The organism is Cohaesibacter gelatinilyticus (genome assembly GCF_900215605.1).
In the GTDB taxonomy this organism is placed as follows: Bacteria; Pseudomonadota; Alphaproteobacteria; order Rhizobiales; family Cohaesibacteraceae; genus Cohaesibacter; species Cohaesibacter gelatinilyticus.
In genome coordinates this window covers 323390-346546 of the sequence record NZ_OBEL01000004.1, presented here as the reverse complement: position 1 = coordinate 346546, position 23157 = coordinate 323390, and the positions used below count along the sequence as shown (strand labels likewise).

At 51.4% G+C, this 23157-nt stretch carries 17 protein-coding genes; 9 read left to right on the top strand and 8 right to left on the bottom strand.

All coding sequences use genetic code 11. The annotated features are described in order from the left end of the window. Nucleotides 1-18: 18 nt before the first annotated feature. The 3 genes from CRO57_RS17535 to CRO57_RS17525 form a co-directional block, all read right to left on the bottom strand. Nucleotides 19-1044 (bottom strand): ACP S-malonyltransferase, encoded by a 1026-nt coding sequence (locus CRO57_RS17535; RefSeq protein ID WP_097154774.1) that lies wholly within the window; start codon nt 1042-1044, stop codon nt 19-21. Between the two features lie 20 nt (nt 1045-1064). Further along, entirely contained in the window at nt 1065-3272 is a 2208-nt protein-coding gene (locus CRO57_RS17530) for a dehydrogenase E1 component subunit alpha/beta (protein WP_097154773.1), read from the bottom strand. A 315-nt stretch (nt 3273-3587) separates the two neighbouring features. Further along, nucleotides 3588-4685, bottom strand: a complete 1098-nt coding sequence (locus CRO57_RS17525; protein WP_097154772.1) for an RHE_PE00001 family protein — start codon at nt 4683-4685, stop codon at nt 3588-3590. Between the two features lie 309 nt (nt 4686-4994). Here CRO57_RS17525 and CRO57_RS17520 point away from each other — a divergent pair, with 309 nt between their 5' ends. Then, nucleotides 4995-5633: a glutathione S-transferase family protein gene (locus CRO57_RS17520; protein ID WP_097154771.1), complete on the top strand. Its 639-nt coding sequence runs from the start codon at nt 4995-4997 to the stop codon at nt 5631-5633. 15 nt (nt 5634-5648) lie between these two features. Here CRO57_RS17520 and CRO57_RS17515 read toward each other — a convergent pair whose 3' ends face one another. Further along, complete coding sequence (locus tag CRO57_RS17515) at nt 5649-6326, bottom strand: helix-turn-helix domain-containing protein (RefSeq protein ID WP_097154770.1); 678 nt, start codon at nt 6324-6326, stop codon at nt 5649-5651. A gap of 113 nt (nt 6327-6439) precedes the next feature. Between CRO57_RS17515 and CRO57_RS17510 the strand changes: the two genes are divergently transcribed. Further along, nucleotides 6440-8752, top strand: coding sequence for a cytochrome P450/oxidoreductase (locus CRO57_RS17510; protein ID WP_097154769.1), 2313 nt, complete (start codon nt 6440-6442; stop codon nt 8750-8752). 145 nt (nt 8753-8897) lie between these two features. Here the strand turns inward: CRO57_RS17510 and CRO57_RS17505 are convergent, their stop codons facing one another. From CRO57_RS17505 to CRO57_RS17495, 3 genes are all read right to left on the bottom strand, one after another. Next, nucleotides 8898-9947, bottom strand: a complete 1050-nt coding sequence (locus CRO57_RS17505; RefSeq protein WP_097154768.1) for a substrate-binding domain-containing protein — start codon at nt 9945-9947, stop codon at nt 8898-8900. Between the two features lie 42 nt (nt 9948-9989). After that, on the bottom strand, nt 9990-11000 hold the full coding sequence (locus CRO57_RS17500; protein WP_097154767.1) for an ABC transporter permease: 1011 nt from the start codon (nt 10998-11000) through the stop codon (nt 9990-9992). Nucleotides 11001-11075: 75 nt separating this feature from the next. Next, the gene (locus CRO57_RS17495) at nt 11076-12605 is read right to left on the bottom strand and encodes a sugar ABC transporter ATP-binding protein (protein ID WP_097154766.1); all 1530 of its coding nucleotides are present in this window, start codon (nt 12603-12605) and stop codon (nt 11076-11078) included. Nucleotides 12606-12952: 347 nt separating this feature from the next. Between CRO57_RS17495 and mtnK the strand changes: the two genes are divergently transcribed. Both mtnK and mtnA read left to right on the top strand, forming a co-directional pair. Next, on the top strand, nt 12953-14224 hold the full coding sequence (gene mtnK / locus CRO57_RS17490; RefSeq protein ID WP_097154765.1) for an S-methyl-5-thioribose kinase: 1272 nt from the start codon (nt 12953-12955) through the stop codon (nt 14222-14224). Beyond that, on the top strand, nt 14221-15315 hold the full coding sequence (mtnA, locus tag CRO57_RS17485; protein WP_097154764.1) for an S-methyl-5-thioribose-1-phosphate isomerase: 1095 nt from the start codon (nt 14221-14223) through the stop codon (nt 15313-15315). Before mtnK ends, mtnA begins: the two co-directional genes overlap by 4 nt. A gap of 113 nt (nt 15316-15428) precedes the next feature. Here the strand turns inward: mtnA and CRO57_RS17480 are convergent, their stop codons facing one another. Next, the gene (locus CRO57_RS17480) at nt 15429-16403 is read right to left on the bottom strand and encodes a sugar-binding transcriptional regulator (protein ID WP_097154763.1); all 975 of its coding nucleotides are present in this window, start codon (nt 16401-16403) and stop codon (nt 15429-15431) included. 93 nt (nt 16404-16496) lie between these two features. On the opposite strand from CRO57_RS17480, the gene CRO57_RS17475 reads away from it, so the two are divergent. The 5 genes from CRO57_RS17475 to CRO57_RS17455 all read left to right on the top strand — a co-directional run bounded on the left by CRO57_RS17475 (nt 16497) and on the right by CRO57_RS17455 (nt 23142). Next, on the top strand, nt 16497-18560 hold the full coding sequence (locus CRO57_RS17475) for a bifunctional aldolase/short-chain dehydrogenase (protein WP_097154762.1): 2064 nt from the start codon (nt 16497-16499) through the stop codon (nt 18558-18560). A 163-nt stretch (nt 18561-18723) separates the two neighbouring features. After that, a complete protein-coding gene (locus CRO57_RS17470; RefSeq protein ID WP_097154761.1) occupies nt 18724-19653 on the top strand; it encodes a transketolase in 930 nt (309 codons plus the stop codon). A gap of 19 nt (nt 19654-19672) precedes the next feature. Continuing rightward, on the top strand, nt 19673-20677 hold the full coding sequence (locus tag CRO57_RS17465) for a transketolase family protein (protein WP_097154760.1): 1005 nt from the start codon (nt 19673-19675) through the stop codon (nt 20675-20677). Nucleotides 20678-20737: 60 nt separating this feature from the next. Next, nucleotides 20738-21853, top strand: a complete 1116-nt coding sequence (locus CRO57_RS17460) for a RuBisCO large subunit C-terminal-like domain-containing protein (protein WP_097154759.1) — start codon at nt 20738-20740, stop codon at nt 21851-21853. A 269-nt stretch (nt 21854-22122) separates the two neighbouring features. Continuing rightward, a complete protein-coding gene (locus CRO57_RS17455; RefSeq protein WP_097154758.1) occupies nt 22123-23142 on the top strand; it encodes a putative 2-aminoethylphosphonate ABC transporter substrate-binding protein in 1020 nt (339 codons plus the stop codon). Nucleotides 23143-23157 lie beyond the last annotated feature (15 nt).

Here is a 23157-nt window from a genome sequence, read left to right as displayed (position 1 = left end):
AAGGAAGAGTGTGGGCTTTTAACCAGTCACCATCTCACGCTGACCTTCCATGCCCATGGAAAGGACAATCGGGTCTGATTTCTGACGATCAAGGAAATCTTGCTTGGAGCTCAGGCCCTGCCAATTACAATCGATCAGGCTTTGCGCAACTGCGCCGCCCAGTGTTTTGCCTGGCCCAAGAATGATCAGCACGTCCGGACAATATTCCCGAAGACCATTCTGAATGGCTTTGGTAAAATCATAAGGCTCAATCACCTGGTGATCGAGGGTATAATCATGCACCTGAACTGGTTCGGCTCCATGAGCCATCCAGCAATGACCGCGACCATCGATCATTGACAATTTGGGCGATCTGAACAGATCGGCCCCCAAAAGATTGCGCCCTAGATCAGCCACTGGATTCTGTAAAGGCGAATGGAAAGCAGCATGATTTTGCAAACGCATCGGGAAACGTTCTTGTACAACAGGCAAACGCTGTTCGGCTTCAACCAAGGCTTCCTTGGTACCAGCCAGCACCAGCATGCCTCCAAGATCGATGGAGAGATATAGTCCATCAATAGCATCAATCAGATCCAGAACGTCCTGCTTTTTGCCCGGGATCGGCTGCCAGTTCTCATCGACAAATGGATAGATCAATTGACCACCAATCAGGGCTTCCTGCATCAAACGCCCCATGGTGTTGACGATGGTAAAACCATCTTCGGCGCTTACAGCTCCAGCACAGGCAAGGGCAGTATACCAACCCATGGAGTTACCCGTCACTGCCACCATATCGAACTGGTTTTGATCGATGGAGAGAAAATCTCCGTAAGCACAGGAATGGATCAGAGCAGACGCATTGTCGCCCCTCGTAAATTTGGACAGCGAGAAGCGCTCAGCACCATCAAGTGCCCTGATGCTTTCCTGACCTTGTGCCTGACGTTGCTGATCAAAGCGGGCGAAGAGAGCAGCTTTGTCAGCATGGAAGCGTTGCAGATAGCCCAGCTCTTCCTTGTTATAGGTGCCCCGACCAGGAGCGATGACCAATGCAGATTTGCGGCTCATATCTTTAACTCCTTCAAGGCTTAGTCTTTTGCGGCAGCAAGGGCGGCTTCAACGATGCCATCAACCGACGGCAAGGTAGCCGCATAAGCTGGCCCGGTAGCGATGAAGCAATCTTCTGCTGTCACACGGCTGGTTGCCTTGATGCCATGCTCTGAAAGCATGGTAATCAAGGCTTCACTCTGAGAACCTGTCCGGCGGCATTCATCCACCACCATGACTTTCTCAACAGAACCAATAGCTTCAATGATCGCCTCGGACGGCATCGGGGAAAGCCAACGCATATCGATGATCCGAATGTTCAAACCATGTTGTTCCTTGAGGATCTTTTCAGCCTTCCTAGAGAGGTAATAGCCATTGGCATAGGTGACAATCGCAAGGTCCGTGCCGTCACCATAGGTACCGACTTCACCCAGTCTGATAGTCTCTCCCGAGCCTGGCTGCGGATAATTGGTCAGCCAACCACCATCACCTGCTTCATGCAAATCACGGGTCATATAAAGAGCGATTGGCTCAATGAAGGCGACAATGCGCTGTTCTTCACGGGCCAAACGCACCGCTTCGCGTAGCATCAACGCTGCATCGCGGCCGTTGGATGGGCAAGCCATGACCACGCCAGGGATATCGCGCAACACCGCCAGCGAGTTGTCATTGTGGAAATGACCGCCAAAGCCGCGCTGATAGCCAAGGCCAGCAACGCGCATCACCATCGGATTGGTATATTGTTTGTTCGAGAAGAAGGAAAGGGTCGCCGCCTCGCCACGGATCTGATCTTCCGCATTGTGCAGATAGGCCAGAAACTGGACTTCCGGCATCGGAAGGAAGCCGTTCTGCCCCAAACCAATGGCAAGACCCAAAATGGACTGTTCGTCCAACAAGGTATCAATCATGCGATCGGCACCAAAACGGGCATGCAAACGCTGGGTGACGCCATAGACCCCACCCTTGCGGCCCACATCTTCACCAGCCATGACGATTTCCTGATGCTCCAGCATCAAATCGGTCAAAGTGAAGTTGAGGATCTTGGCAAGATGCTGCGGCGCCTCGATTGCGCGCATATCAGATAATCCGAAAGTTCCTTTGCGCTTTTCCGGATCCGGCCCATTGCTTTTCGGGCATTCACGCAAGTCTGGAACAATGGACTCCATTACTTCAGTTGCGGTACGCAGCTTTGGCTGCGTGATGGCTTGTTCCGCAGAACGAGCAACACGTTGATCTGTCTGGTTATAGATGGAAAGGACGTCATCCTTTGAGAGGCCTGCATCCCGCATCAACCGATGAGCAGAATAGAGCAAAGGATCTCTTGCCTCTCCTGCTTCGACTTCTGCCTTGGACATATAGGTGGTCTGCACATCTGCACCCGCATGGCCATAGAGACGAACAGTTCCCATATGCAAGAAGGCAGGTTTACGGCGTTTACGCACCCAATCGACCACCTCTTTGGCGCAAGCATAGGATTCAACCAGATCCAGGCCGCTGCAACGGATATATTTCAACCCCGGACGGTGCGCCATGCTTGCATAGACCCAATCTTTCGGTGTCTTGGTGGAAATGCCGATACCGTTATCTTCGCACACAAACAGAAGTGGCAATGGCACGGACTGGTAAGATGTCCAGCCAGCGGTGTTGATCGCGCCTTGAGCCGTGGAATGGTTCAGCGATGCATCACCAAAAGAACACATCACAACGCTATCTTCGGGCCATTCACGATGATGAGGACGGATACGGCGAGAAAGGCCAAGGGAATAGGCAACACCTACAGCCTTTGGTAGATGGCTGGCAATCGTGGAGGTCTGCGGCGGGATGCTCAGTTCCTTGGACCCAAGCACCTTGTGACGGCCACCGGAGATCGGATCGTCGGAAGAAGAGGTAAAACTAAGCAGCATATCCCAAACCGGAGTTTGGCCAGGAAGTTGCTGAGAGCGGGCAATCTGGAAAGCTGCATCGCGGTAGTGCAGAAATGCCGGATCGGTCACACGCATTGCAGCAGCAATTGCTGCATTACCCTCATGACCGGAGGACCCGATGGTATAAAAGCCTTCACCACGTCCCTGTAGCTTGCGGGCATGCCGGTCCAGATGTCGACTTTGAACCTGAGCGTGGAACAGATCAACGAGCTGCGCTTTTGTCAGCCCTGATTGCTGCAGGCTTGTCTGACTGGCCAGCTCCGGCAGTGTTCCATCGCCAATTCGACGCAAAAAATTCTCATGGACGATCTCGGCTCTATCCATCACATTTCCTCATTCAACAAATCTGCGCCAAAAACACAAGTGGTGCCCTGCCTATTCTGCTTGTCTTCAAACTGTGCGTAATACACAGATGGAACAACACCACAAAGAATAAGCCGATCCGCACCATAGGTGGCATGATTTTTCCTTCACCAACAGAAGGTCATTTTTGGCAATTTATCCAATAAAACAAAGAATGGATATTGAAATTTTCACTTCAACATATGAGTTTTTTGCAAGCACCGCATATGCAGGGAAAGAACCAGACCTATACAAAATCGAGCTGATCGCACCAAATTGACTGGTAATTCTACGCGACTACACAATCCCCCAAGCCCTGTATCGACCGCGTCCGGTGAGCTCTCGCGGCATGGCCGGTCCCATTTGCTCTATCATGCGATCAATTGCTGCGGCTGTGACATCTAATTTCTTACGCGCCATAGGAATTGAAACATAAGGATTGGCAATGAAAAGGGCCGCAAAATCCGGAAGGCGAGAATTCTTGCGTCGACCTGCGCATGCGCGGGCCATGTGGTCCTGTGCCATGGCCAGACGATTAAGCTGTTCCATACCTTGTTCGGCACCTTTTTCGAACCCCGCAAGCAACATGACCAATCGTGTATGCAGTGGGTCAGTCCGCCGCCAGCGGAAAGAAGATCGATAGAGCCCATAGGCTACGAGCGGCAAATAATTTGGGCATATCTCGGTGCGCAAATAATCTGCTGCCATCAATCGCCCGAGCCGGGCCTGATTTTCAATTGGGATAAGAGACAACCAGGCATCAAGCAATATGGCTGCTGCCAGTTGTGGCGGATAATGCGCAACCATTCCTTGAAGTTGACACCACTGATCCAACGCATTGTGCCGGGATTGTTCCTGAGCACTCATTTGGATTTTGGCACCTGTATCAAACTCAGCAATATTTCCAGATATAAGCGCATCAGTGCGCTTTGAAACCTCATCAAGATCCGCAAACAATGCCGCCCAGGTTTCATGGTCATCATGTTCTGGATCCACGGTTTCATATCGTGATGGTTTGCTGTCAATTTCATCATTCCCATGGCCCGCCAATTTCATGAGCGAGGCTGTTTCCAGACACCAACCCTGCTCGTGACGATCCACACGCTTTCTCAATTGTAGAAAATGATGCGCACGCCCCAATTCTTGCGTAGGCAGACGCACATCCGTTTTGGCTTCATGCAGAACCAGATCTTCCATAGGCACCAGCTCACCTTCCAGCCAGCTGGTTGCGTGAGCTTCCCAGAAATGGCTGCGAATGCGAAAGCCCTCTGCCAGATCCGGAGATCGTCTCAATCGCTCATCCAGACGGCTCAACGCTCGACCGCATTTCTCAACCGGCCCAATAAGGCGCTCAAAATCCAGCTTGATCGCATGAGAAAGAAAAGGATAAACCATTGAATTCACTAAAACCCGTTGGCACTATGATATCTAATCAATCTATATCAGCGAAACCCATTGATGGACAAACTCTTTCTTACCGTGCTTATAGGAAGTCAGGTGCATAGGAAAAGGCTCTGGATCATGACTTCTCGGTCGGGCCGATGCTGATGGCGCTCATGAGAACCAATCTGGGGCATCAGCAAACTGGGGCAGGGGTCGCCTAGTGCGTGTCTCGTTGGATTGGCTTCACAATCCAACGTAAAAGATTCGCATCAGTAAAGAGTTAGCGTCTGTGGGATGAATGAAAAGGAAGCTCCATAATCAATGATCAAGCTTTATGCCTATAACACCATCAATTCGCTGAAAGTTTTGATGGTTTTGCTGGAAACCGGGCTCGAGCATGAGTTCATTCCCCTCAATATCAGGCAAGGGGAGCAGCATAGTCCGGAATTTCGCGCCTTGAACCCGGTCGGCAAGGTTCCCGTGATTGTGGACGGAGATCTTGTTCTGGCAGAATCCAATGCCATCTTGCTCTATCTTGCTCAGAAAGCTGAGTGGGGTCTGGGCCAGTCTGCAGATGATGCAGCGCAGATCAATTTCTGGCTCTTTTATCAGGCGTCATCTCAGAGCCCCTATTTCGGGCAGGTAGAATATTGGTCGGCAATTGCAAAGAAGCCCAATCCGGATGCGTTGGCCCAATATAAGGCTATTGCGCACAAGTCGATTGCCTATCTGAATGATGAGCTGGAGGGCCGGAATTATCTTTACGGCGATGATTATAGCATTGCTGACATCGCGCTTTTCCCATGGATCAATGATTATGGACATCTGGGCCTATCCCTTGAGGATGCTCCCAATGTTGCTCGTTGGTGGAAGGCGGTGAAGGCCAGACCAGCGACATCAAAGGCCTGTAGATTCTTTGATGATCGGTCCGTATTCAAAACGAAAAAGCCAACGGAATGATTTTCAAGAGGCGGATTAGTTGGATAGCAAGTGATCAGTTTTTTGCACGCAGTTGAGCACAGACGAAACAGCGTTATCGATATCAAGATCTTCCATGGCGACAACACCAATACTGGCCTCAAAAGGGCCGGTATTTCGCTCTATCCGAGACAGGGCACGAGCAACACCCACTGCCCCTTTCTGGAGAGCGCCACGTGTGATGCTGTAACCGGCTTTTCTTGCTTCACAAATCTCTGGTCTATCAGCGGCTGTCTCTGGCCGTGCTGCAAGAATGGCAATCCCGGCCGCGCCCATATTAATGGGATGGCGGCTGCCGACTTTATAGCCAACGCGCAGAAGTGCGGTATCCGGCTCGCAAACAGATATGGCAACGCCTTCCTCATCCTGCGCGATGGTCATGAAAGCAGTGGCATTGGTTTTCTGAGCCAGTTCTTTCAGCAAAGGCCGAACCAATTGCCTTAACTGAGGCTCGAAACTGCTTTCGAGACCGACAATAGAGGCACCGAGAAACAGGCGCCCCCCCATTTTTCGGGAAACAAGACCGTTATGCTCCAGCGTATTGGCAATGCGATAGGCAACAGCCCGGTCGATTTCCAGCTCGTTGGCCAGCTCTGCAACACTTTTTCCATTCTCGGAATTTGCAATGAAGAACAGCGCCTTGAGGCCGCGATCCAGTGTTTGAAGCATCGCCATAGCTTTCTCCATGTATAGATCGTCCGCGCTGAATATTGACAGGCGGCTTTGAATAGTTTTTCATTATAAGTATATAGATGTGCGATAAAAGTAAATATTGGAAGTGATGAAAAATGGAAAACCAGCGCTGTCCGGTCAAAGATCATGGAAATTCCCCGACAGGATGTCCCATTTCCTCCCAAGCTGCTGCCTTCAATCCGTTCGAAGGCCCGTATCAGGTTGACCCCGGGGATGCACTGCGTTGGGCGCGGGAAAATGAGCCGGTTTTTTACAGCCCCGAAATCGGCTATTGGGTGGTGACACGATATGAAGATGTGAAGGCGGTCTTTCGCGACAACATTCTCTTCTCGCCTGCCATTGCCCTGGAGAAGATCACGCCTGCGCCGCCTGAAGCCATGGATATCTTGAAGAAATATGGCTTCGACATGCGCCGCACGATGGTGAATGAAGATGAGCCGGATCATATGGCACGTCGCCGTCTGCTGCTCGACGATTTCCTGCCGGAAAATCTGGCCAAGCATGAACCGGCAGTGCGCAAGCTCGCCCGCCAATATATGGACCGCTTCATTGAGCGCGGAGAGGCGGAGCTGATCAGTGAATTCTTCTATGAGATCCCGCTCACCATTGCACTGCATTTTCTTGGCGTTCCTGATGAAGGCGCCGAGCAGTTGCGTCAGTTTGCGGTAGCCCATACCCTCAATACCTGGGGGAGACCCACGCCCGAGGAGCAGTTGAAGATCACGGAAAAAGTCGGCCGTTTCTGGAAAACTGCCAATGACATTCTGGATGACATGATTGCCAACCCGGATGGGGAGGGCTGGATGTATGAAACCGTGCGTCAGCATTTCAAGCATCCTGACATCGTGACCGAGAGCTATATGCGGTCCATGATGATGGCGATCTTGGCAGCCGCTCACGAAACAACTTCCAATGCGTCCGCCAATGCACTCTGGACCTTGCTGAACAATCGTGATGCCTGGGATGAATTGTGTGAAAATCCAAGCCTGATCCCGAGCGCGGTCGAAGAATGCCTGCGTGTGGCAGGGTCCATCGTTGCCTGGCGCCGGATCACCACCGATGATACCGAGATCAATGGCGTCGGAATTCCTAAAGGCGGAAAGCTGCTGATCGTGCAGGCCAGCGCCAACAAGGATGATCGCTATTGGGAGAATCCGGACGAGATCGATATCTATCGCGACAATGCCGTCGACCATATGACCTTTGGCTATGGGGCCCATCAATGTATGGGCAAGAATATCGGCCGCATGGAAATGCGGATCTTTCTGGAAGAATTTACCCGCCGCTTGCCTCACTTGCGTTTGTTACCCGGGCAAAGTTTTGAAAATCTTCCCAATACATCCTTCCGAGGGCCTGACAAATTGTTCGTGGAATGGGATCCGGCGCAAAATCCGGAAAAGCATGATCCTTCCATTCTTGAGCAATCCATCTCGTTCAAGATTGGTGCCCCGATCAAGGATGATATTCTGCGCCGGGTGGTCGTGCAGGATATCCTCCAGCTTGCCCCGAATGTGAAAGGCTTTGTTCTGGCTGATCCACGGGGCAAAACCTTACCAAAATGGACACCGGGGAGCCATGTGGATCTGGTCTCAGGTGATATTCGCCGCAAATATTCGCTCTGCGGCAATCAACTGAATACTGAAAGCTATGTGATTGCCATCTCGTTGGAAGAAGACGGGCGAGGCGGTTCAAAGCATTTTCATGAGACGCTTGCCGTTGGTGATGATGTGCGGATTGCCGGTCCTCGCAATCATTTCAAGCTGGATGAGACGGCGGAGCATTATCAGCTTGTTGCCGGCGGGATTGGCATCACACCGATTTTGGCCATGGCAGATCGACTGAAGACACTTGGAAAATCCTATGAGCTTCATTATTGCGGTCACAGTCGGGAAAATCTGGCCTTGCTGGATCGTGTCATGCATGATCACGGGGAGGCATTGTCACTTCATATTTCGAATGAGAAGACAAGGCTGGACCTCGCAAGGCACTTTGCGGATTTGTCGTCTGGCCATCAGATCTATACCTGCGGCCCGGATCGGATGCTGGTTCAATTGGAAGAAATGGCCGAGGCTTGGCCGGAAGGCACGCTGCATTTCGAATATTTTTCTTCCGGCTCTTCCGGACTTGATCCGTCAAATGAGAAATCCTTCGAACTGGTGCTGTCCGACACTGATCTGACCATTCAAGTTGCGGCAGATGAGACGGTTTATAACGCACTTCGTTCGGTTGGCGTCGATATCAGTGTCGATTGCGGAGAGGGATTATGTGGCACCTGTGAGGCCTCAGTTCTGGAAGGCGAGATAGATCATCGTGATCGGGTGCTATCCAAAGCCGAACGAGCGGCTGGTGATCGCATGATGACCTGTTGTTCCAGAGCCAAGGGAGACAGGCTCATACTTGGATTATGATTGCTCAATGCCAATTTCAAAATACTGCTTTATTGGCTGAAGCAAATCGTGATGCTTAAATCTTATTTCCAGAAATAATAAGGAAAAATGCTGCAGTGTTTTCATACTGCAGCATTTGTTTATACTGATCACTTGAATGTGGAGCTTAGCGCTTTGGAAGCGGCATCCACGCCGGAGTTGCAACATCAGCATGAGCGAACTGTGGCAGCTTTGCAGACAGATCTTCCATATTTTTGATATCCAGCTCATTGAGCATTTTCTGGGTGATCAGGGTTGGCGGTACAATCACGTTGGCACCTGGATTTTCACCTGCCAGCAGCATTGCCAACGAACGAACAGAAACCTCACCGACAACGGCAGGGTTGGTCGCTGCGGTCGCGGCCCAAGCGGAACCTGGCTCACGCATGGCTGCGATGTCAGAAGTTGAGACGTCAGCAGAGTAAATCTTGATCTGCTCGGTCATGCCTGCTTCATCAACTGCGATTTTCACGCCCTTGGCAAATTCGTCATAAGGAGCGAACATCACAGTGATATCAGGGTTGGCTGCCAAAATGGAGCGGGCCTGGTTGGCATTGGAATTGGCAATCGGGTTATCGAGAGTGCCGAACATGGCTTTTTCTTTGATGCCGCTATATTTGGCTTTGAAGATTTTCCAGGTCTCGTCACGGCGATCAAGCGGAGCAATTCCAGGGACATAGACATATCCTGCCTTGAAGCTCTCACCATTGTCTTTTACCGCTTGTTCAAGGGCCAGACGGGCCAGATCGCGGTCAGATTGTTCCACTTGTGGAACGGCTTTATTCTTAACATTCACATCAAACGCAACCACCTTGATGCCTGCATCCACTGCGCGCTGTACAGCTTCTTGCATGCTTTCGGTCAGGCCGTGCTGAACGATGATACCATCCACACCTAGGGCAATTGCCTGATCAACCATATCAGCCTGCAAAGCGGCATCCTGACGGCTGTCCAGCACGCGAAGGTCAACGCCCAGAGCAGCAGCTTGTTTCTCTACGCCAGACAGATAGGCCTGAAAGAAATCACCAGTTGAGAGATAGCGAACGAGGGCAATTTTTACATCACCGGGCTTATCAAATGGCTTGGGCATATCTGCAGCCTGAGCAACAGAGCCCAGAGCGCCGAAAGACATGGCACCAATTGCAAGAGCACCAAAAATACGACGAGTTAGTTTCATTGTTTCCTCCCAAGAAATATCAAGTCAGTGTTTTTATTCAAGTTAGCGACCACGTCGCCCTGAAAGAGCAAACGTGAAGACAAGGGCGACGACGAGAACGCCACCTTTGACGAAATCCTGTGTGTAATATGGGGCATTCATCATGGTGAGCCCCTGCAAGAGAATGCCGACGAACAAGGCACCAATGGCAGTGCCAAAAGCATTGGGTTTGGCGGCCCCCAGAACGGCGAAGCCGATGAGAGCAGCAGCCACAGCATCGAGCAGCAAATTGTTGCCTGAGGCAATATCGCCGCGCCCAAGGCGAGCGGCCAGCAAGATGCCACCAATGGACGCCATGACGCCTGAAATCATGTAAGCGATGATTTTGTATTTATTGACCGGTGCCCCTGCGAGACCGGCTGCGCGTTCATTGGAGCCGATTGCATACATAACCCGACCGTGGCGGGTATATTCCAGAAAGACCCAGATCAGAATGGCAATCACAATCAGAAAGACCACGGAGACTGGCACCAGATTGTCGATGATCAGATCAAACCGGTGACGGCCAAGAGCCAGGAATGAAGCTGAGAATTTGCCTTCGGCAACCGTGCCATCCGGTAGCGTCATACCAGTTGCAATGGAACGTCCTTCAGTCGGGATGCGTTGCAAACCTACCAACAGGAACATCATGCCCAGTGTAGCGAGCAGATCCGGGACCCGCATTTTCACGATCAGAAAACCATTTATGAAGCCAACCACTGCTCCCATGATAATGCAGGCAAGTACGGCAACCCATGCGCTTTGTTCCCAGATTACCATTACATAGGCCGAGAGCATCAGGGCAGACGTTGCGACAGATCCAATGGACAAATCAAAGCCATCTACAACGAGTGTCGCCGTCACGCCAAGAGCCAGAATGCCAGTGATCGCAACTGACTGAAAAATGAAAACCGCACTGTAAGGCGAGGCGAAACCGTCAGCGGCCAGGCTGAAAAATAGAACAAGCCCAAAAAGCAGCATCAGGAAGCCATAGCGAATTGCCAGGTCTGTGAGACTACGGGATGGTGGTTTCATGGTGTCTTCGTTTTGTACCACAGTGTCTGTCAAAACATGTCCTCACATAGGCTCTTTTGCCTGCCCCTGTTGGGCTTAGCTGGCAACTTTTTCTTGATGACCAGATGGTGATGCGGCTTGCCCCGCAACCTCCATCAGCACCTGATCGATATTGATATTGGCATCGTTGATATGGTCGCCCACAATCGTGTGCTCGGCCATGACCAGAATGCGGTCGGCAATTTCCAGCGCTTCGTCCAGCTCAGCCACCATGACGATGGTTGCGCGCTGGTCGGCGGTTTCACGCAATTTGCGGCCAATATCCCTGCGCGCTGCAATATCGACCCCTTGAAATGGCTCATCGAGCACCAGCACATCGCACGGTTGGGAAAGCCAACGGGCCACCATGACTTTTTGCTGGTTGCCGCCAGACAGTGTCCCGATGTCATCGTTCTCAGACTGGCAGACAACACCAAGCTTGCTGATCAGCTCTTGAGCCGCCCGCCGCTCTGCCCGCTTGTTCACAAATGACAACGTTGCCATATGTTTGAGGAAAGGTAAGGTGATGTTACGGGTGATGTCTGCTTCCGGGATAACGGCACTGGAACCGCGATCCTTTGGGCAAAGAAACACACCCTTCTCGATGGCCTGTCCAGTTGTCTTGGGGGCATAAGTCTCCCCATTCACCGTAATGCTCCCCTCGACAGGGCATACACCAAACAAGGTTTCGGCAAGACGGGATTTGCCTGTGCCGACAAGTCCGGTAATTGCAATCACTTCATTACGGTGAGCTTGTAGACTGATCGGGGATGCACCGGGTTTCAGGATCACATTGTCGAGTGACAGGGCGATTGAACCTGATGCTTGCACATCGATATCGACGTCCGTCATCCGGTGGCCAAGCATTGCATTGACCGCCCCTTCATAATCCAGATTGTCTTCCTCAAACACACCGGATATCGCACCATCCCGCATGGAAACAATGCGATTCGCCAGACGGCGAATATCGGACATTCTGTGAGAAATATAGAGAATGGCGACACCACGATCTCTCAGCATATCCACCAGTGAAAACAGTCTTTTTGCTTCGCTTGCAGACAGAGATGAGGTCGGCTCATCCAAAATCATCAGCTTCGGCTCATGGGCCATGGCCCGGGCAATGGCGACCAACTGCCGATCAGCAAGGGCCAGATTCTGCACCTCGGTAGATACATCAATCTCAAGCCCCATGCGTTCAGCAATTTTTTGGGCCTCACGCCGGTTTTTTGTCGGATTGAAGAAGAAAGATCGATCCCCACCAGCCAGCTTGTCCAGCATGAGGTTGGATGCAACATCCAAGTCTGGAATAACGCCATCATTGATGTTTTGATGAACGGTCACGACCCCTTGTTGAATGGCCTGTGAGGGTGTCTCGGGATGAAATTCTTGGCCATCAAGGCGAATGTCTCCACCATCACGGGCATATACGCCACACAGGATTTTCACCAGGGTGGACTTTCCAGCGCCGTTAGCGCCCATCAGGACTGTGACTTTGCCTTTTGGAATATCCAGATTGACGCCCCGCAGAACACGGTTCGCTCCAAAGGTCTTCTCAATGTTGTTTAGCGCAACGGCAGTATTTTCCACGGATTTACATCCTCCCGACCATGAGCATAAATCCAAGATGTATCAAATGTCAAATAGTATTGACATTTGATTAAATCGCTATGATGGTAAGGGGGAATAAAGCTGACCATCACCTTGATGCAGGCAGGAAAATTGACAGGAAACCCGGACATGTCTGGCATGGTTCAGCTCTGTTCGGGTGAAATGAGATAAGTTCCCTCGTGTTTTTGGGGATCGACGCCAGGTCAATTTGCCTGAACAAAGTGGATGACAACATAGGCAGAACCATTGAACCTGCTGCAAAAATGTGGATCGTCGGCGTGAATACAACGTGATGGAAACATCCCGTTGCAAGGGAGGAAAGAAGCATGTCGAACAGCGTGTATGAAGCCTTGACCCCTCAGACGCTGGGGGAAAGGTTAGGCAAACTTGATGTTCTCACCGAATATCTGGGGACAGACATTTCTACATGGTCGGTCAAGGAAGTGGGGGATGGCAACCTCAATCTGGTTTTTATTGTGGAGAGCGCATCTGGAAGCGTCATCGTAAAGCAGGCTTTGCCATATGTGCGCCTTGTCGGTGATAGCTGGCCGCTGCCTCTGAGCCGTGCCTTCTTTGAATATCACGCTTTGAAGCGACAGGCTCTTCGTGATCCAGGCAGTGTGCCCGAGATTTACCATTTCGATGAAGAGCAAGCCCTCATCATCATGGAATTTCTGACACCACACATCATTCTTCGCCATGATCTGATGTCGGCCACCAGACATGAAACATTGGCTGAGGTCTTGGGGAATTTCGTAGCACGCACCTTGTTCCGTGGATCCGATCTTTCCATGAATGCAGCGGAGCGGAAGCAAGATGTGGCTCTGTTTGCAGGGAATGACAAGCTTTGTGACATCACCGAAAACCTGATTTTCAATGATCCATATTTCGATGCAGAAATGAACCGCCACACCACGCCGCATTTGGATGGTGTTGTTTCAGAACTGCGCGCTGATATGGATCTCAAGGTAGAAGTGCAGCATCTCAAAAGTATCTTCTGCGCCAATGCAGAAACCATGCTGCATGGGGATCTGCACACCGGATCCGTGATGGTCACCCCGTCTGATGTGAAAGTCATTGATCCTGAATTTGCGCTATATGGCCCTATGGGATTTGATGTAGGCATGTTGCTAGCCAACTTCTATATGGCCTATTTCGCCCAACCGGGACATATCGCCGATGCTGAAGGCTGCACGGATTACCAAGCATGGATCCTGCAGGTCTGTGAAGACATCTGGCAACATTTCGTGAGTGAATTCTCGCATCTGTGGCGCACCGAGCGGACAGGCATCCTTTATCCTGCCAGCCTCTATGAAGATCAGGGACATCATCTGGCCTCCGAACAAGCCTTGACTCAAATGCTCTCGAAAATCTGGCAGGACATGCTGGGTTTCTGTGGCGTGGAAATGCATCGTCGCATCCTTGGCTTGGCCCATATTGCTGAACTGGACACGATTGAAGACGAAACTTTGCGTGCTCAGTGTGAGACCAAGGCTCTTTTGTTTGGCCGTCATCTTATCAAAAACCGCCATGCTCTTGGCGCCCCGGCAGACCTGTCCCGGCTTGCCCTTGTCATGGAAAAGGAGACACGCGCGTGAAAGTTAATGGAACTCCCTATCGGACGATCTGGCTCGATGACGATGGTCGCACAGTCAAGACAATAGACCAGCGTTGGTTGCCCCACGAGTTCCGCGTTGTGGATCTTACCAGTCGAGAGGATGTCGCAATTGCCATCAAAGATATGTGGGTGCGCGGTGCGCCTTTGATTGGTGCGACGGCAGCCTTTGGCATGGCCATTCAGATGGGGATCGACCCGTCGGATGCTTCACTGCACGAGACCTGGGATATCTTGCATGATACGCGCCCGACCGCCATCAATTTGAAATGGGCGCTGGATGATATGCGTGCCTTGCTGATGCCATTGGCGCCGGCAGACAGGGTCGAAGCAGCTTATAGGCGTGCGGTTGAAATTTGCGATGAAGATGTCGAGATTTGCCGCCAGATCGGTCTTAATGGCCTCAAGATCATTGAAGAAATTGCCGCCAAAAAATGCGGAAAGCCGGTCAATATTCTCACCCACTGCAATGCTGGGTGGCTGGCAACGGTTGATTGGGGGACAGCCACTTCGCCTATTTATCATGCTTTGGAAAAAGGCATCGAGGTGCATGTGTGGGTCGATGAAACACGCCCGCGCAATCAAGGTGCCCATTTGACGACATGGGAGATGGTCAGTCATGGGGTTCCGCATAAGCTGATTGTTGACAATGCCGGAGGGCATTTGATGCAGCATGGCGAGGTGGATCTGGTCATCGTGGGGACGGATCGGACCACCGCTCATGGGGATGTTTGCAACAAGATCGGTACCTATCTCAAGGCCCTGGCGGCCCATGACAACAATGTGCCTTTCTATGTGGCTCTGCCATCACCAACCATCGACTGGACCGTGAAAGATGGGGTGAAGGAAATTCCCATTGAAGAGCGCGACGGAGAAGAGATTTCTCATCTATGGGGCAAACAGGAAGATGGCAGTATTGGTCAGGTTCAAGTCTCCCCAGATGGGGCAGAGCATGGCAACCCTGCCTTTGACGTGACGCCGTCGCGTCTTGTCACCGGACTTATCACGGAGCGCGGTGTATGTGATGCATCACGTGAAGGTTTGGCGGGTCTTTTCCCGGAATTTGCGAAATAGCAGCCGGGTGAACAGCCTGACCCGCAATCAGGCTGGGCATCCAAAGGGAAAGAGGAGAGCATTGCTCTCCTCTTTTTTGCTTTTTGAGATGAGTTGGCCGAACGAGCTGATAGCTAGTCGGCAGTATCCAGCATGGCTTGGGCGGTGTCGGCGCTGGTGACCACATGGGTCACATAGCCACCCTTGATACAGGCATTCATGGCTTCGACCTTGTCGAGGCCATCAGAGACCAGAAGTCCCATTTCCAAATTTTTTAATCGGTCCAATGTCACCCCGATCATGCGTTCATCCAGAGGACCGGGAATGGCCTCACCTTGTGCATTGATGAAGCGGCCGCAAATCACGCCTGTAGCACCCTCGGCCTTGTACCAGTCCAGGTCTTCCTGACTGGCTACGCCGGAGCTGACGATATGGCTGTCGCTTTGACAGGAACCTGCCGCAAAGACAGATTTGTTACAATGGCTCAAGGCATCCAGCTGGGATTGAATGAGGGGTTCCTGGCGCAATCTGGCAGCCAGATCCGGGTCTGTCAGTACGGCAGGGGCATGAAGGTTGATGCATTTTGCACCAAGAGCGCGGGCCAGATGTGCTGAGCAAATCTCAGCTGTGAACCCATAAGGCGTGGCCATGGAGCCTACCAACTGGCTAACGACCAGATCATCCATTTCATGTTGTTCCATGGCTTCAGCCATCTCATAGATGGTTCGCCCCCATGCAACACCTAACCGATCGCCTTGTTTCAACAAGTCAGGCAACCATTCTGCAGCACCCAATGCCACACGCATGAAGGCTTGCTCCTGATTTCCTGCTCCGTTAGGCAGTACATAGGCGGCCTTCAAGCCGAGTTTCTGGGTCAAGGCAAGAGCCGCGCGATGGCCGGTAAATGCGTCGTCAGACAGACTGATGCGAATGATGCCCTTTTCGCGTGCTTCCTGAAGATAATTGACAACGGTCGCGCGCGAGACTTGCAGCTTTTTAGCAATTTCACTCTGGTTCATTGCATCGTGGTAATACATCCAGGCCGCTTCCACGACAATATCTTCACCACTGATCTGGCCGGCAGCTCTGCGACGGACAACATTTGCCATTGGATCTCCGATATTTTATATTTGACACACCTATCTGACATTTGTCAAAATCAATGTATCATACCAATCAACCATATTCAATGGAGGCTTCCAATGGTTCTATACAGGTGGCAGGATCAAGACGCAAAGCGTTTGGTCGAGGCAGCAGGAGATGATCCGGCTGATCAAGACTTGGCTTTACGTGTTTATACCTCCCGCATCATTGGGCAGGATCCGGAATTGGTGATGCATGGCGGAGGGAATACGTCCGTCAAAACCCGCCGTAAGACATTGCTTGGTGAGACCATTGATGTCCTGCATGTCAAAGGCAGTGGTTGGGACCTGGGAACCATTGAAGCACCCGGCCTTCCCGGTGTTCAGATGCAGCCATTGATGGCTTTGCGCAGTCTCGGCAGTCTTAGTGATGAAGACATGGTCAATGTGCAGCGCCAGAATCTGATTGATTCAACGGGGCCGAACCCATCAGTTGAGACACTGTTGCATGCATATCTGCCGCATAAATTCGTGGATCACACTCATGCTACGGCAATGCTGGCTTTGGCCAACCTGCCGGACGTGGAAGCAGTCACCAAGGAGATCTTTGGTGATCGGGTTGCGCTTGTGCCATATATCATGCCGGGCTTTGCGCTGGCCAAGGCTGCGGCGGATGTCTATGACGCCAATCCCGATATTGAAGGCATGCTTCTGGTCAATCATGGGCATTTCACATTCCATGAGGATGGCAAGAAATCCTACGATCTAATGATCGAACACGTGAATGCGGTGGAAGCGTGGTTTGAGAAGAAGTTGGCGGCCAATCCCGCGACTTGCGTTCAGCTACCAGCTCTGCCTATGACGCCAGAACAGGTGCTGCCTACCTTACGGGGTTTGATTGGTGCTGCCAACGCTGAGCATACTGGTAACCGTGATGGTGCCATGCCTGTCATGGATGTACGCAATGGACCAAATATCGAAGTCTTCATGGGGCGGACGGATCTGGATGCTCTATCCCAGCGCGGTGTTGCCACACCGGATCATGTGATCCGAACCAAGGGCAAGCCGCTGGTTCTGACCCATGCTGATCTTGCCAAGGGCTCAGATGGTATCAAAGCCAAGCTGGATGGGTTCATTTCTGATTATAAAGCCTATTTTGATCGGCAGGTTCCAAGATTTGATGGTCAGAAGACCATGTTGAACCCAACCCCAAATCTTGCTTGGATCCCTGGTCTTGGTTTGATTGGCATTGGTGCCAATGCCAAGGCAGCGAGCATTGCAGCTGATATTGGTGTGCAGAATTTACAAGTTCGCGAATGGGGCGAGGCAGCTGGTGGCTTCTTCCCGATTGAAGAGGCTGACCTCTTCGATATGGAATATTGGTCTTTGGAGCAAGCCAAACTGGGCAAAGGCAAGCCTCCCAAACTGACTGGGTCTATTGTGTTGGTGACTGGCGGAGCAGGGGCCATTGGCCTTGCAACAGCAAAAGCTTTCGCCAAAGAAGGTGCTAATATCTTCCTCGTCGATAGAGATGAAGATGCACTTGCTAAAGCTCTCAAACAGTTGGGATCGGGACATGGTGGCGTTACCTGTGACCTGACTGCACAAGGTGGTGCGACGAATGCCATTGATGCCTGTCTCGATCGATTTGGTGGCTTGGATATTCTTGTCTCCAATGCAGGCGCTGCATGGTCTGGCCCTATGGCGGAGATGTCTGATGAGACTTTACGAGGCAGCTTTGAGCTTAACTTCTTCTCTCATCACAAGCTGGCCCAATCGGCCATCAAAGTGATGCGTGATCAGGGACGAGGAGGCCAGATCTTGCTCAATGTCTCCAAGCAGGCCGTCAATCCGGGCAAGGGCTTTGGGGCATATGGCTTGCCAAAAGCAACCAGCCTCTTCCTTGTCAAGCAGCTGGCGCTAGAACTGGGTGGTGAAGGAATTCGGGTCAATGGTATCAATGCCGACCGTATTCGGTCCAGGCTGCTTACCGATGACTTCATTGCAGAGCGTTCAAATGCACGTGGGCTGGATGAGGCGAGCTATATGGCTGGCAATCTGTTGCAACGCGAAGTGGAGGCTCATCATGTAGGTGAGGCATTCGTCATGTTGGCCAGTTCGCACCGAACCACCGCACATATCTTGACCGTAGATGGGGGCAATATCGAAGCTAGCCTTCGTTAGACTGCCTCTGTGCCCAATTGGATGTTAACCTCAATACCAAGCTCTCCGATAGATTTTCGGGGAGCTTTTTTATGGGTAAATATTTAAAATTTTACAATTGTCACCATTGATGACATTTGATATATTTTGCTCAAATTTCCAATCCGCATCAAAGGGGAGCAGGATGAGCAACCGCAAAACAAGCAGCGAAATAGCGCTTGGTATCAGACGTCGAGTGTTTGAACACTCGATGCGCAACAATGGTGGCTATCTCAGTCAGGCTTGTTCTGCTGCTGAGCAGTTGGCATGGCTCTATAACGAAGCACTGCATATTGGTGATCCAACTCTGCCCATGATCCCCAAACCCTTTGAAGGTGTGCCGTCTGCTGATAATCCCGACTATCACACCGGTGCAGGCTATAACGGGCCATTTACTCCGGTCCATGATCGCCTGTTCATTGCGCCTGCTCACTATGCACTCGTAGCCTATGCCACCTTGATCGAGGTCGGCCGCATGGCACCGGAAGGGTTGGACATGTTCAACAAGGATGGGTCATCTGTCGAAATGATCGGGGCAGAACATTCTCCCGGAATGGAAGTGCATAACGGTACCCTCGGTATCGGGCTGTCTACTGGGGCCGGTTTGGCATGGGGCCGTAAGAAGCGCGGCGAAACCGGCAAGGTCTGTGTGTTCATGTCAGATGGCGAAGTCCAGGAAGGCCAGACATGGGAGGCCATTCAGGGAGCAGCACATCATGGCATCGACAATCTGTGGGCCATCATGGATGTGAATGATCAGCAATGCGACGGCGCGATGTCTTCCGTGATGGAAGTGCGTGACATTGCAACAAAGATGAGGGCTTTCGGCGCGATTGTTGTCGAGATTGACGGGCATGATATTGAAGCCATGCGTCAGGCAAAACAGGAAGCCCATGAAGGGCAGCCCCTGATCATTCTTGCCCGAACCTCTCCCTATCAGGGAATGGATTTTCTCAAAAAACGCTTCCCGCGTCTCCATTACGTGCGCTTCAAGAGCGAAGATGAGCGTCGGGACATGAATATTGCAATCGCGGCTGAACTGGGTATCGAGCCTGTTCAGTTGGATCAGCATTGAGCACAAGGGAGAGAAGAACATGGTCGAAATGGTCACCCGCCCTTATGCAGCGGCTTTTGAAAAACACGCTTTGGCAAACCCGGACGTCCTTTGTTTGTCTGCGGATCTGACATCGTCTTGCGAGATAGATGGCTTCCGTGATCGACATCCAGAACAATTCCTGTCCCTTGGCATGGCAGAGCAGAATATGCTCAGCTTTGCTGGCGGATTGGGATTGGCTGGTTATCGCCCATTCATTCATACATTCGGCGTTTTCCTCTATCGTCGCCCCTATGATCAGTTGATGGCATCGGTTGCCTATCCGCGCCGCAAAGTGCGGCTCATGGGTTTCTTGCCCGGTGTTACGACCCCTGGCGGCATGACCCATCAGGCGATTGAAGATATCTCCATCATGCGGTCCATTCCCAATATGACCATTTTGGAGACAGGTGATGCGAGCGAAGTGGAAAGCATCTGCGAAGCCGCTGACAGCATTGATGGCCCGGTCTATTGCCGGGTATTGCGCGGGCAGGTTCCACGCTTGTTCGATAGTCCCATCAAGGTAGGAGAGATGCGCCTTCTGTCTGACGGGGATGATGTATTGGTCGTGACGGCCGGTATCACCACCGAGGAAGCCATGCGAGCTTCTGATGCTCTCAAGCAAGCTGGCGTTTCCATCCGTCACCTGCATTTGCACACGATCAAGCCATTTGACGCCAAGGCATTGCTCGATCATATAGGCTCTGTCAAAAAGGGTGTGATCACGCTGGAAAATCATGTGATAGCGGGCGGCATCGGTTCCCTGGTAGCAGAGACTATGGCTGATGCTGGGGTTGGGAAAAAGCTGATCCGGCTTGGCCTCAAAGACACCTATGCTCATGGTGGTTCACGGCCTTATCTCATGCGCCATTATGGTTTGGATGCACTGGCCTTGGTTCAAGGTGTTGATCAATTACTCGGGATGCCTACAGGTGTGAGCGAGCAGGATCTGGACGCCGTGCGTGTTGAGGCTGTTCATTCCACCGCAAAGGCAGAAGGGCTGTAGGCGAGATTGTTCGCTGCTGATTACTTTCTCCATTTCTGATCTGACAAGAGGCTCTGTTTCATGTCCCGATTTACCGTCACTTACCGGATTTTTGCTTCCAATATTGAGGAGGCAAAACAACGGGCCGAGAATATCGCCCTTGAGCAAACGGTCGAAATTCCGCGCGATATCGTGCCCAAGGGCTATATCGAAGATGAAATTCTGGGAAAGGTAGAAGAAATCGGACAGGAGAGTGAGGGTACTTTCAAGGCGATCATCTCCTACAGCCCTGATAGTGTCGGTGACGAACTGGCACAGCTCAACAATGTGATCTTTGGCAATTCCAGCATTCAAACCGGTCTCAAGGTGATTGATCTGGATTTGGGAGAAACGCTTGCCAGCCGTTTCAAGGGGCCGCGTTTTGGCATCAAGGGACTTCGTCAGAAACTGGGTCGTCCCACAGGCGGGATGATTTCCCCGGTGATCAAACCTCAAGGCTCAAGCGTCGAAGATCTGGCTACGATTGCTTATCTTTGCGCTCTGGCCGGGGCCGATATCATCAAGGATGATCATGGTCTGACAAACCAGCATATGGCTCCGTTCAAGCAAAGAGTTGAAGCCATAAGTGCTGCTGTTGCCAAAGCGAATGCTGAAACGGGTGGCAATGCTCTCTATTTCCCCAATATTGCTGGTCATGTGGGAGAGATTGATGCTTTTGCGAAATTCGCAAAAGAAGCCGGAGCAGGTGGCCTGCTGATAATGCCGGGTCATTTCGGCTTTGCTGCAATTGATCATCTGGCCCGTGCTCCTGATCTCGACTTGCCAATCATGGCGCATCCAGCTTTTCTTGGCCCCTATGTACTATCAGAGCAACTTGGCTTCACCCATGCCATGATGTTTGGAACATTGCAGCGTCTGGCTGGTACTGACATTTCGGTCTTTCCGAATGTAGGGGGGCGGTTTGGCTTCACAAAAGAGCAGTGCCAATCCATAGCCAAGGCTTGTACAGAAGATGACAGCATCGGTCAGACTATGTTGCCAAGCCCCGGTGGTGGTATGAGCGTCGAGCGCGCTGCCGATATGGCAGGGATGTATGGAGATGATGTTGTCTATCTGCTCGGCGGCAGCCTGTTGCGCTATCAGGACAAAATAGGCGAGGGTATCCGCGATATGCGAACTGCCCTTGATGCGATCTAGGCTTGGGTTCTTGCATTATGCAGATTTCGATATGACAATGTTGCATAATTTGGATTTTGGCAACTTCCGTCCAAATCCAGAAATTTTGAATCATGCAACATGACCCAGCATTTTCCAAGTCGGAATTTATATATAAGCTCAACTTATAGTATGGTAGGCATAATCGATTTTTCTTGTCCAAAAAAACTGCGAAACTACTGTAATCCAGTTAAAGCCGGACCGGGTCGGAAAGAATGCCTGGCCAGCATCACCTTTGGAGGAGAATAAATATGTCATCAAAGATTGGCCTTTTTACGGCTTGTGTGTTTTCACTTGGACTCGCAACAAGTGCATTGGCAGAAACAGAGCTGACGGTCTATACAGCAGTAGAAGCTGAAGATCTTGGTCGGTATGCCGAGACTTTCAATGAAAAATATCCCGACATCAAAATCAATTGGGTGCGTGATTCCACAGGGATCATTACCGCCAAACTGCTGGCCGAGCGAGATAACCCGCAAGCAGATGTCGTTTGGGGTCTTGCTGCTACCTCATTGTTGCTTCTGAAGTCGGAAGGCATGCTGGAGCCATATGCTCCCAAAGGTGTCGAGAACTTGGACCGCAAGTTCGTAGATGATGATACACCGCCGTCATGGGTTGGAATGGATGCATGGATTGCTTCTGTTTGCTACAACACGGTAGAAGCAAAAAAAGCGGGCCTGACTCCACCAAAATCCTGGAAAGATCTGACGGATCCCCAATATAAGGGCCATGTGATCATGCCGAACCCGAACTCATCCGGGACCGGCTTTTTGGATGTATCAAGCTGGTTGCAACTATTTGGTGACAAGGGTGGTTGGGAGTATATGGATGCCTTGCATCAAAATATAGCACGCTATACCCATTCAGGTTCCAAGCCATGCAAACTGGCTGCTGCCGGTGAAATTCCAATCGGTATCTCATTTGCTTTTCGTGGCGCAAAATCCAAGGCCGCAGGAGCGCCTCTTGAGATTATTGTTCCTTCTGAAGGTGTAGGCTGGGATATGGAAGCCACTGCAATCATTGCAGGGACCGAAAAACTGGACGCAGCGAAAAAGCTTGTTGATTTTACGGTCACCAAGGATGCCAACAAAATGTATAACAAAGGCTATGCGGTCGTAGCATATCCTGGTATTGCGAAACCGGTTGAGCATTTTCCAGAAGGTCTGGCTGATGCAATGATCAATAACGACTTTGTGTTTGCAGCCGTCAATCGTGCCAGTATCTTGAAAAAGTGGCAGGAACGCTATGATGGTAAATCTGATCCAAAGTGATAAGCCTTTGGTTTC

Excerpts from the sequence above, each read along its gene's own strand:
- mtnK (WP_097154765.1), top strand. The coding sequence starts at position 12,953 with ATGTCGAACAGCGTGTATGAAGCCTTGACCCCTCAGACGCTGGGGGAA.
- CRO57_RS17465 (WP_097154760.1), top strand. The coding sequence starts at position 19,673 with ATGGTCGAAATGGTCACCCGCCCTTATGCAGCGGCTTTTGAAAAACAC.
- CRO57_RS17500 (WP_097154767.1), bottom strand. The coding sequence starts at position 11,000 with ATGAAACCACCATCCCGTAGTCTCACAGACCTGGCAATTCGCTATGGC.
- CRO57_RS17460 (WP_097154759.1), top strand. The coding sequence starts at position 20,738 with ATGTCCCGATTTACCGTCACTTACCGGATTTTTGCTTCCAATATTGAG.
- CRO57_RS17515 (WP_097154770.1), bottom strand. The coding sequence starts at position 6,326 with ATGGCGATGCTTCAAACACTGGATCGCGGCCTCAAGGCGCTGTTCTTC.
- CRO57_RS17510 (WP_097154769.1), top strand. The coding sequence starts at position 6,440 with ATGGAAAACCAGCGCTGTCCGGTCAAAGATCATGGAAATTCCCCGACA.
- CRO57_RS17475 (WP_097154762.1), top strand. The coding sequence starts at position 16,497 with ATGGTTCTATACAGGTGGCAGGATCAAGACGCAAAGCGTTTGGTCGAG.
- CRO57_RS17535 (WP_097154774.1), bottom strand. The coding sequence starts at position 1,044 with ATGAGCCGCAAATCTGCATTGGTCATCGCTCCTGGTCGGGGCACCTAT.
- CRO57_RS17520 (WP_097154771.1), top strand. The coding sequence starts at position 4,995 with ATGATCAAGCTTTATGCCTATAACACCATCAATTCGCTGAAAGTTTTG.
- CRO57_RS17530 (WP_097154773.1), bottom strand. The coding sequence starts at position 3,272 with ATGGATAGAGCCGAGATCGTCCATGAGAATTTTTTGCGTCGAATTGGC.
- CRO57_RS17505 (WP_097154768.1), bottom strand. The coding sequence starts at position 9,947 with ATGAAACTAACTCGTCGTATTTTTGGTGCTCTTGCAATTGGTGCCATG.
- CRO57_RS17455 (WP_097154758.1), top strand. The coding sequence starts at position 22,123 with ATGTCATCAAAGATTGGCCTTTTTACGGCTTGTGTGTTTTCACTTGGA.
- CRO57_RS17525 (WP_097154772.1), bottom strand. The coding sequence starts at position 4,685 with ATGGTTTATCCTTTTCTTTCTCATGCGATCAAGCTGGATTTTGAGCGC.
- CRO57_RS17470 (WP_097154761.1), top strand. The coding sequence starts at position 18,724 with ATGAGCAACCGCAAAACAAGCAGCGAAATAGCGCTTGGTATCAGACGT.
- CRO57_RS17480 (WP_097154763.1), bottom strand. The coding sequence starts at position 16,403 with ATGGCAAATGTTGTCCGTCGCAGAGCTGCCGGCCAGATCAGTGGTGAA.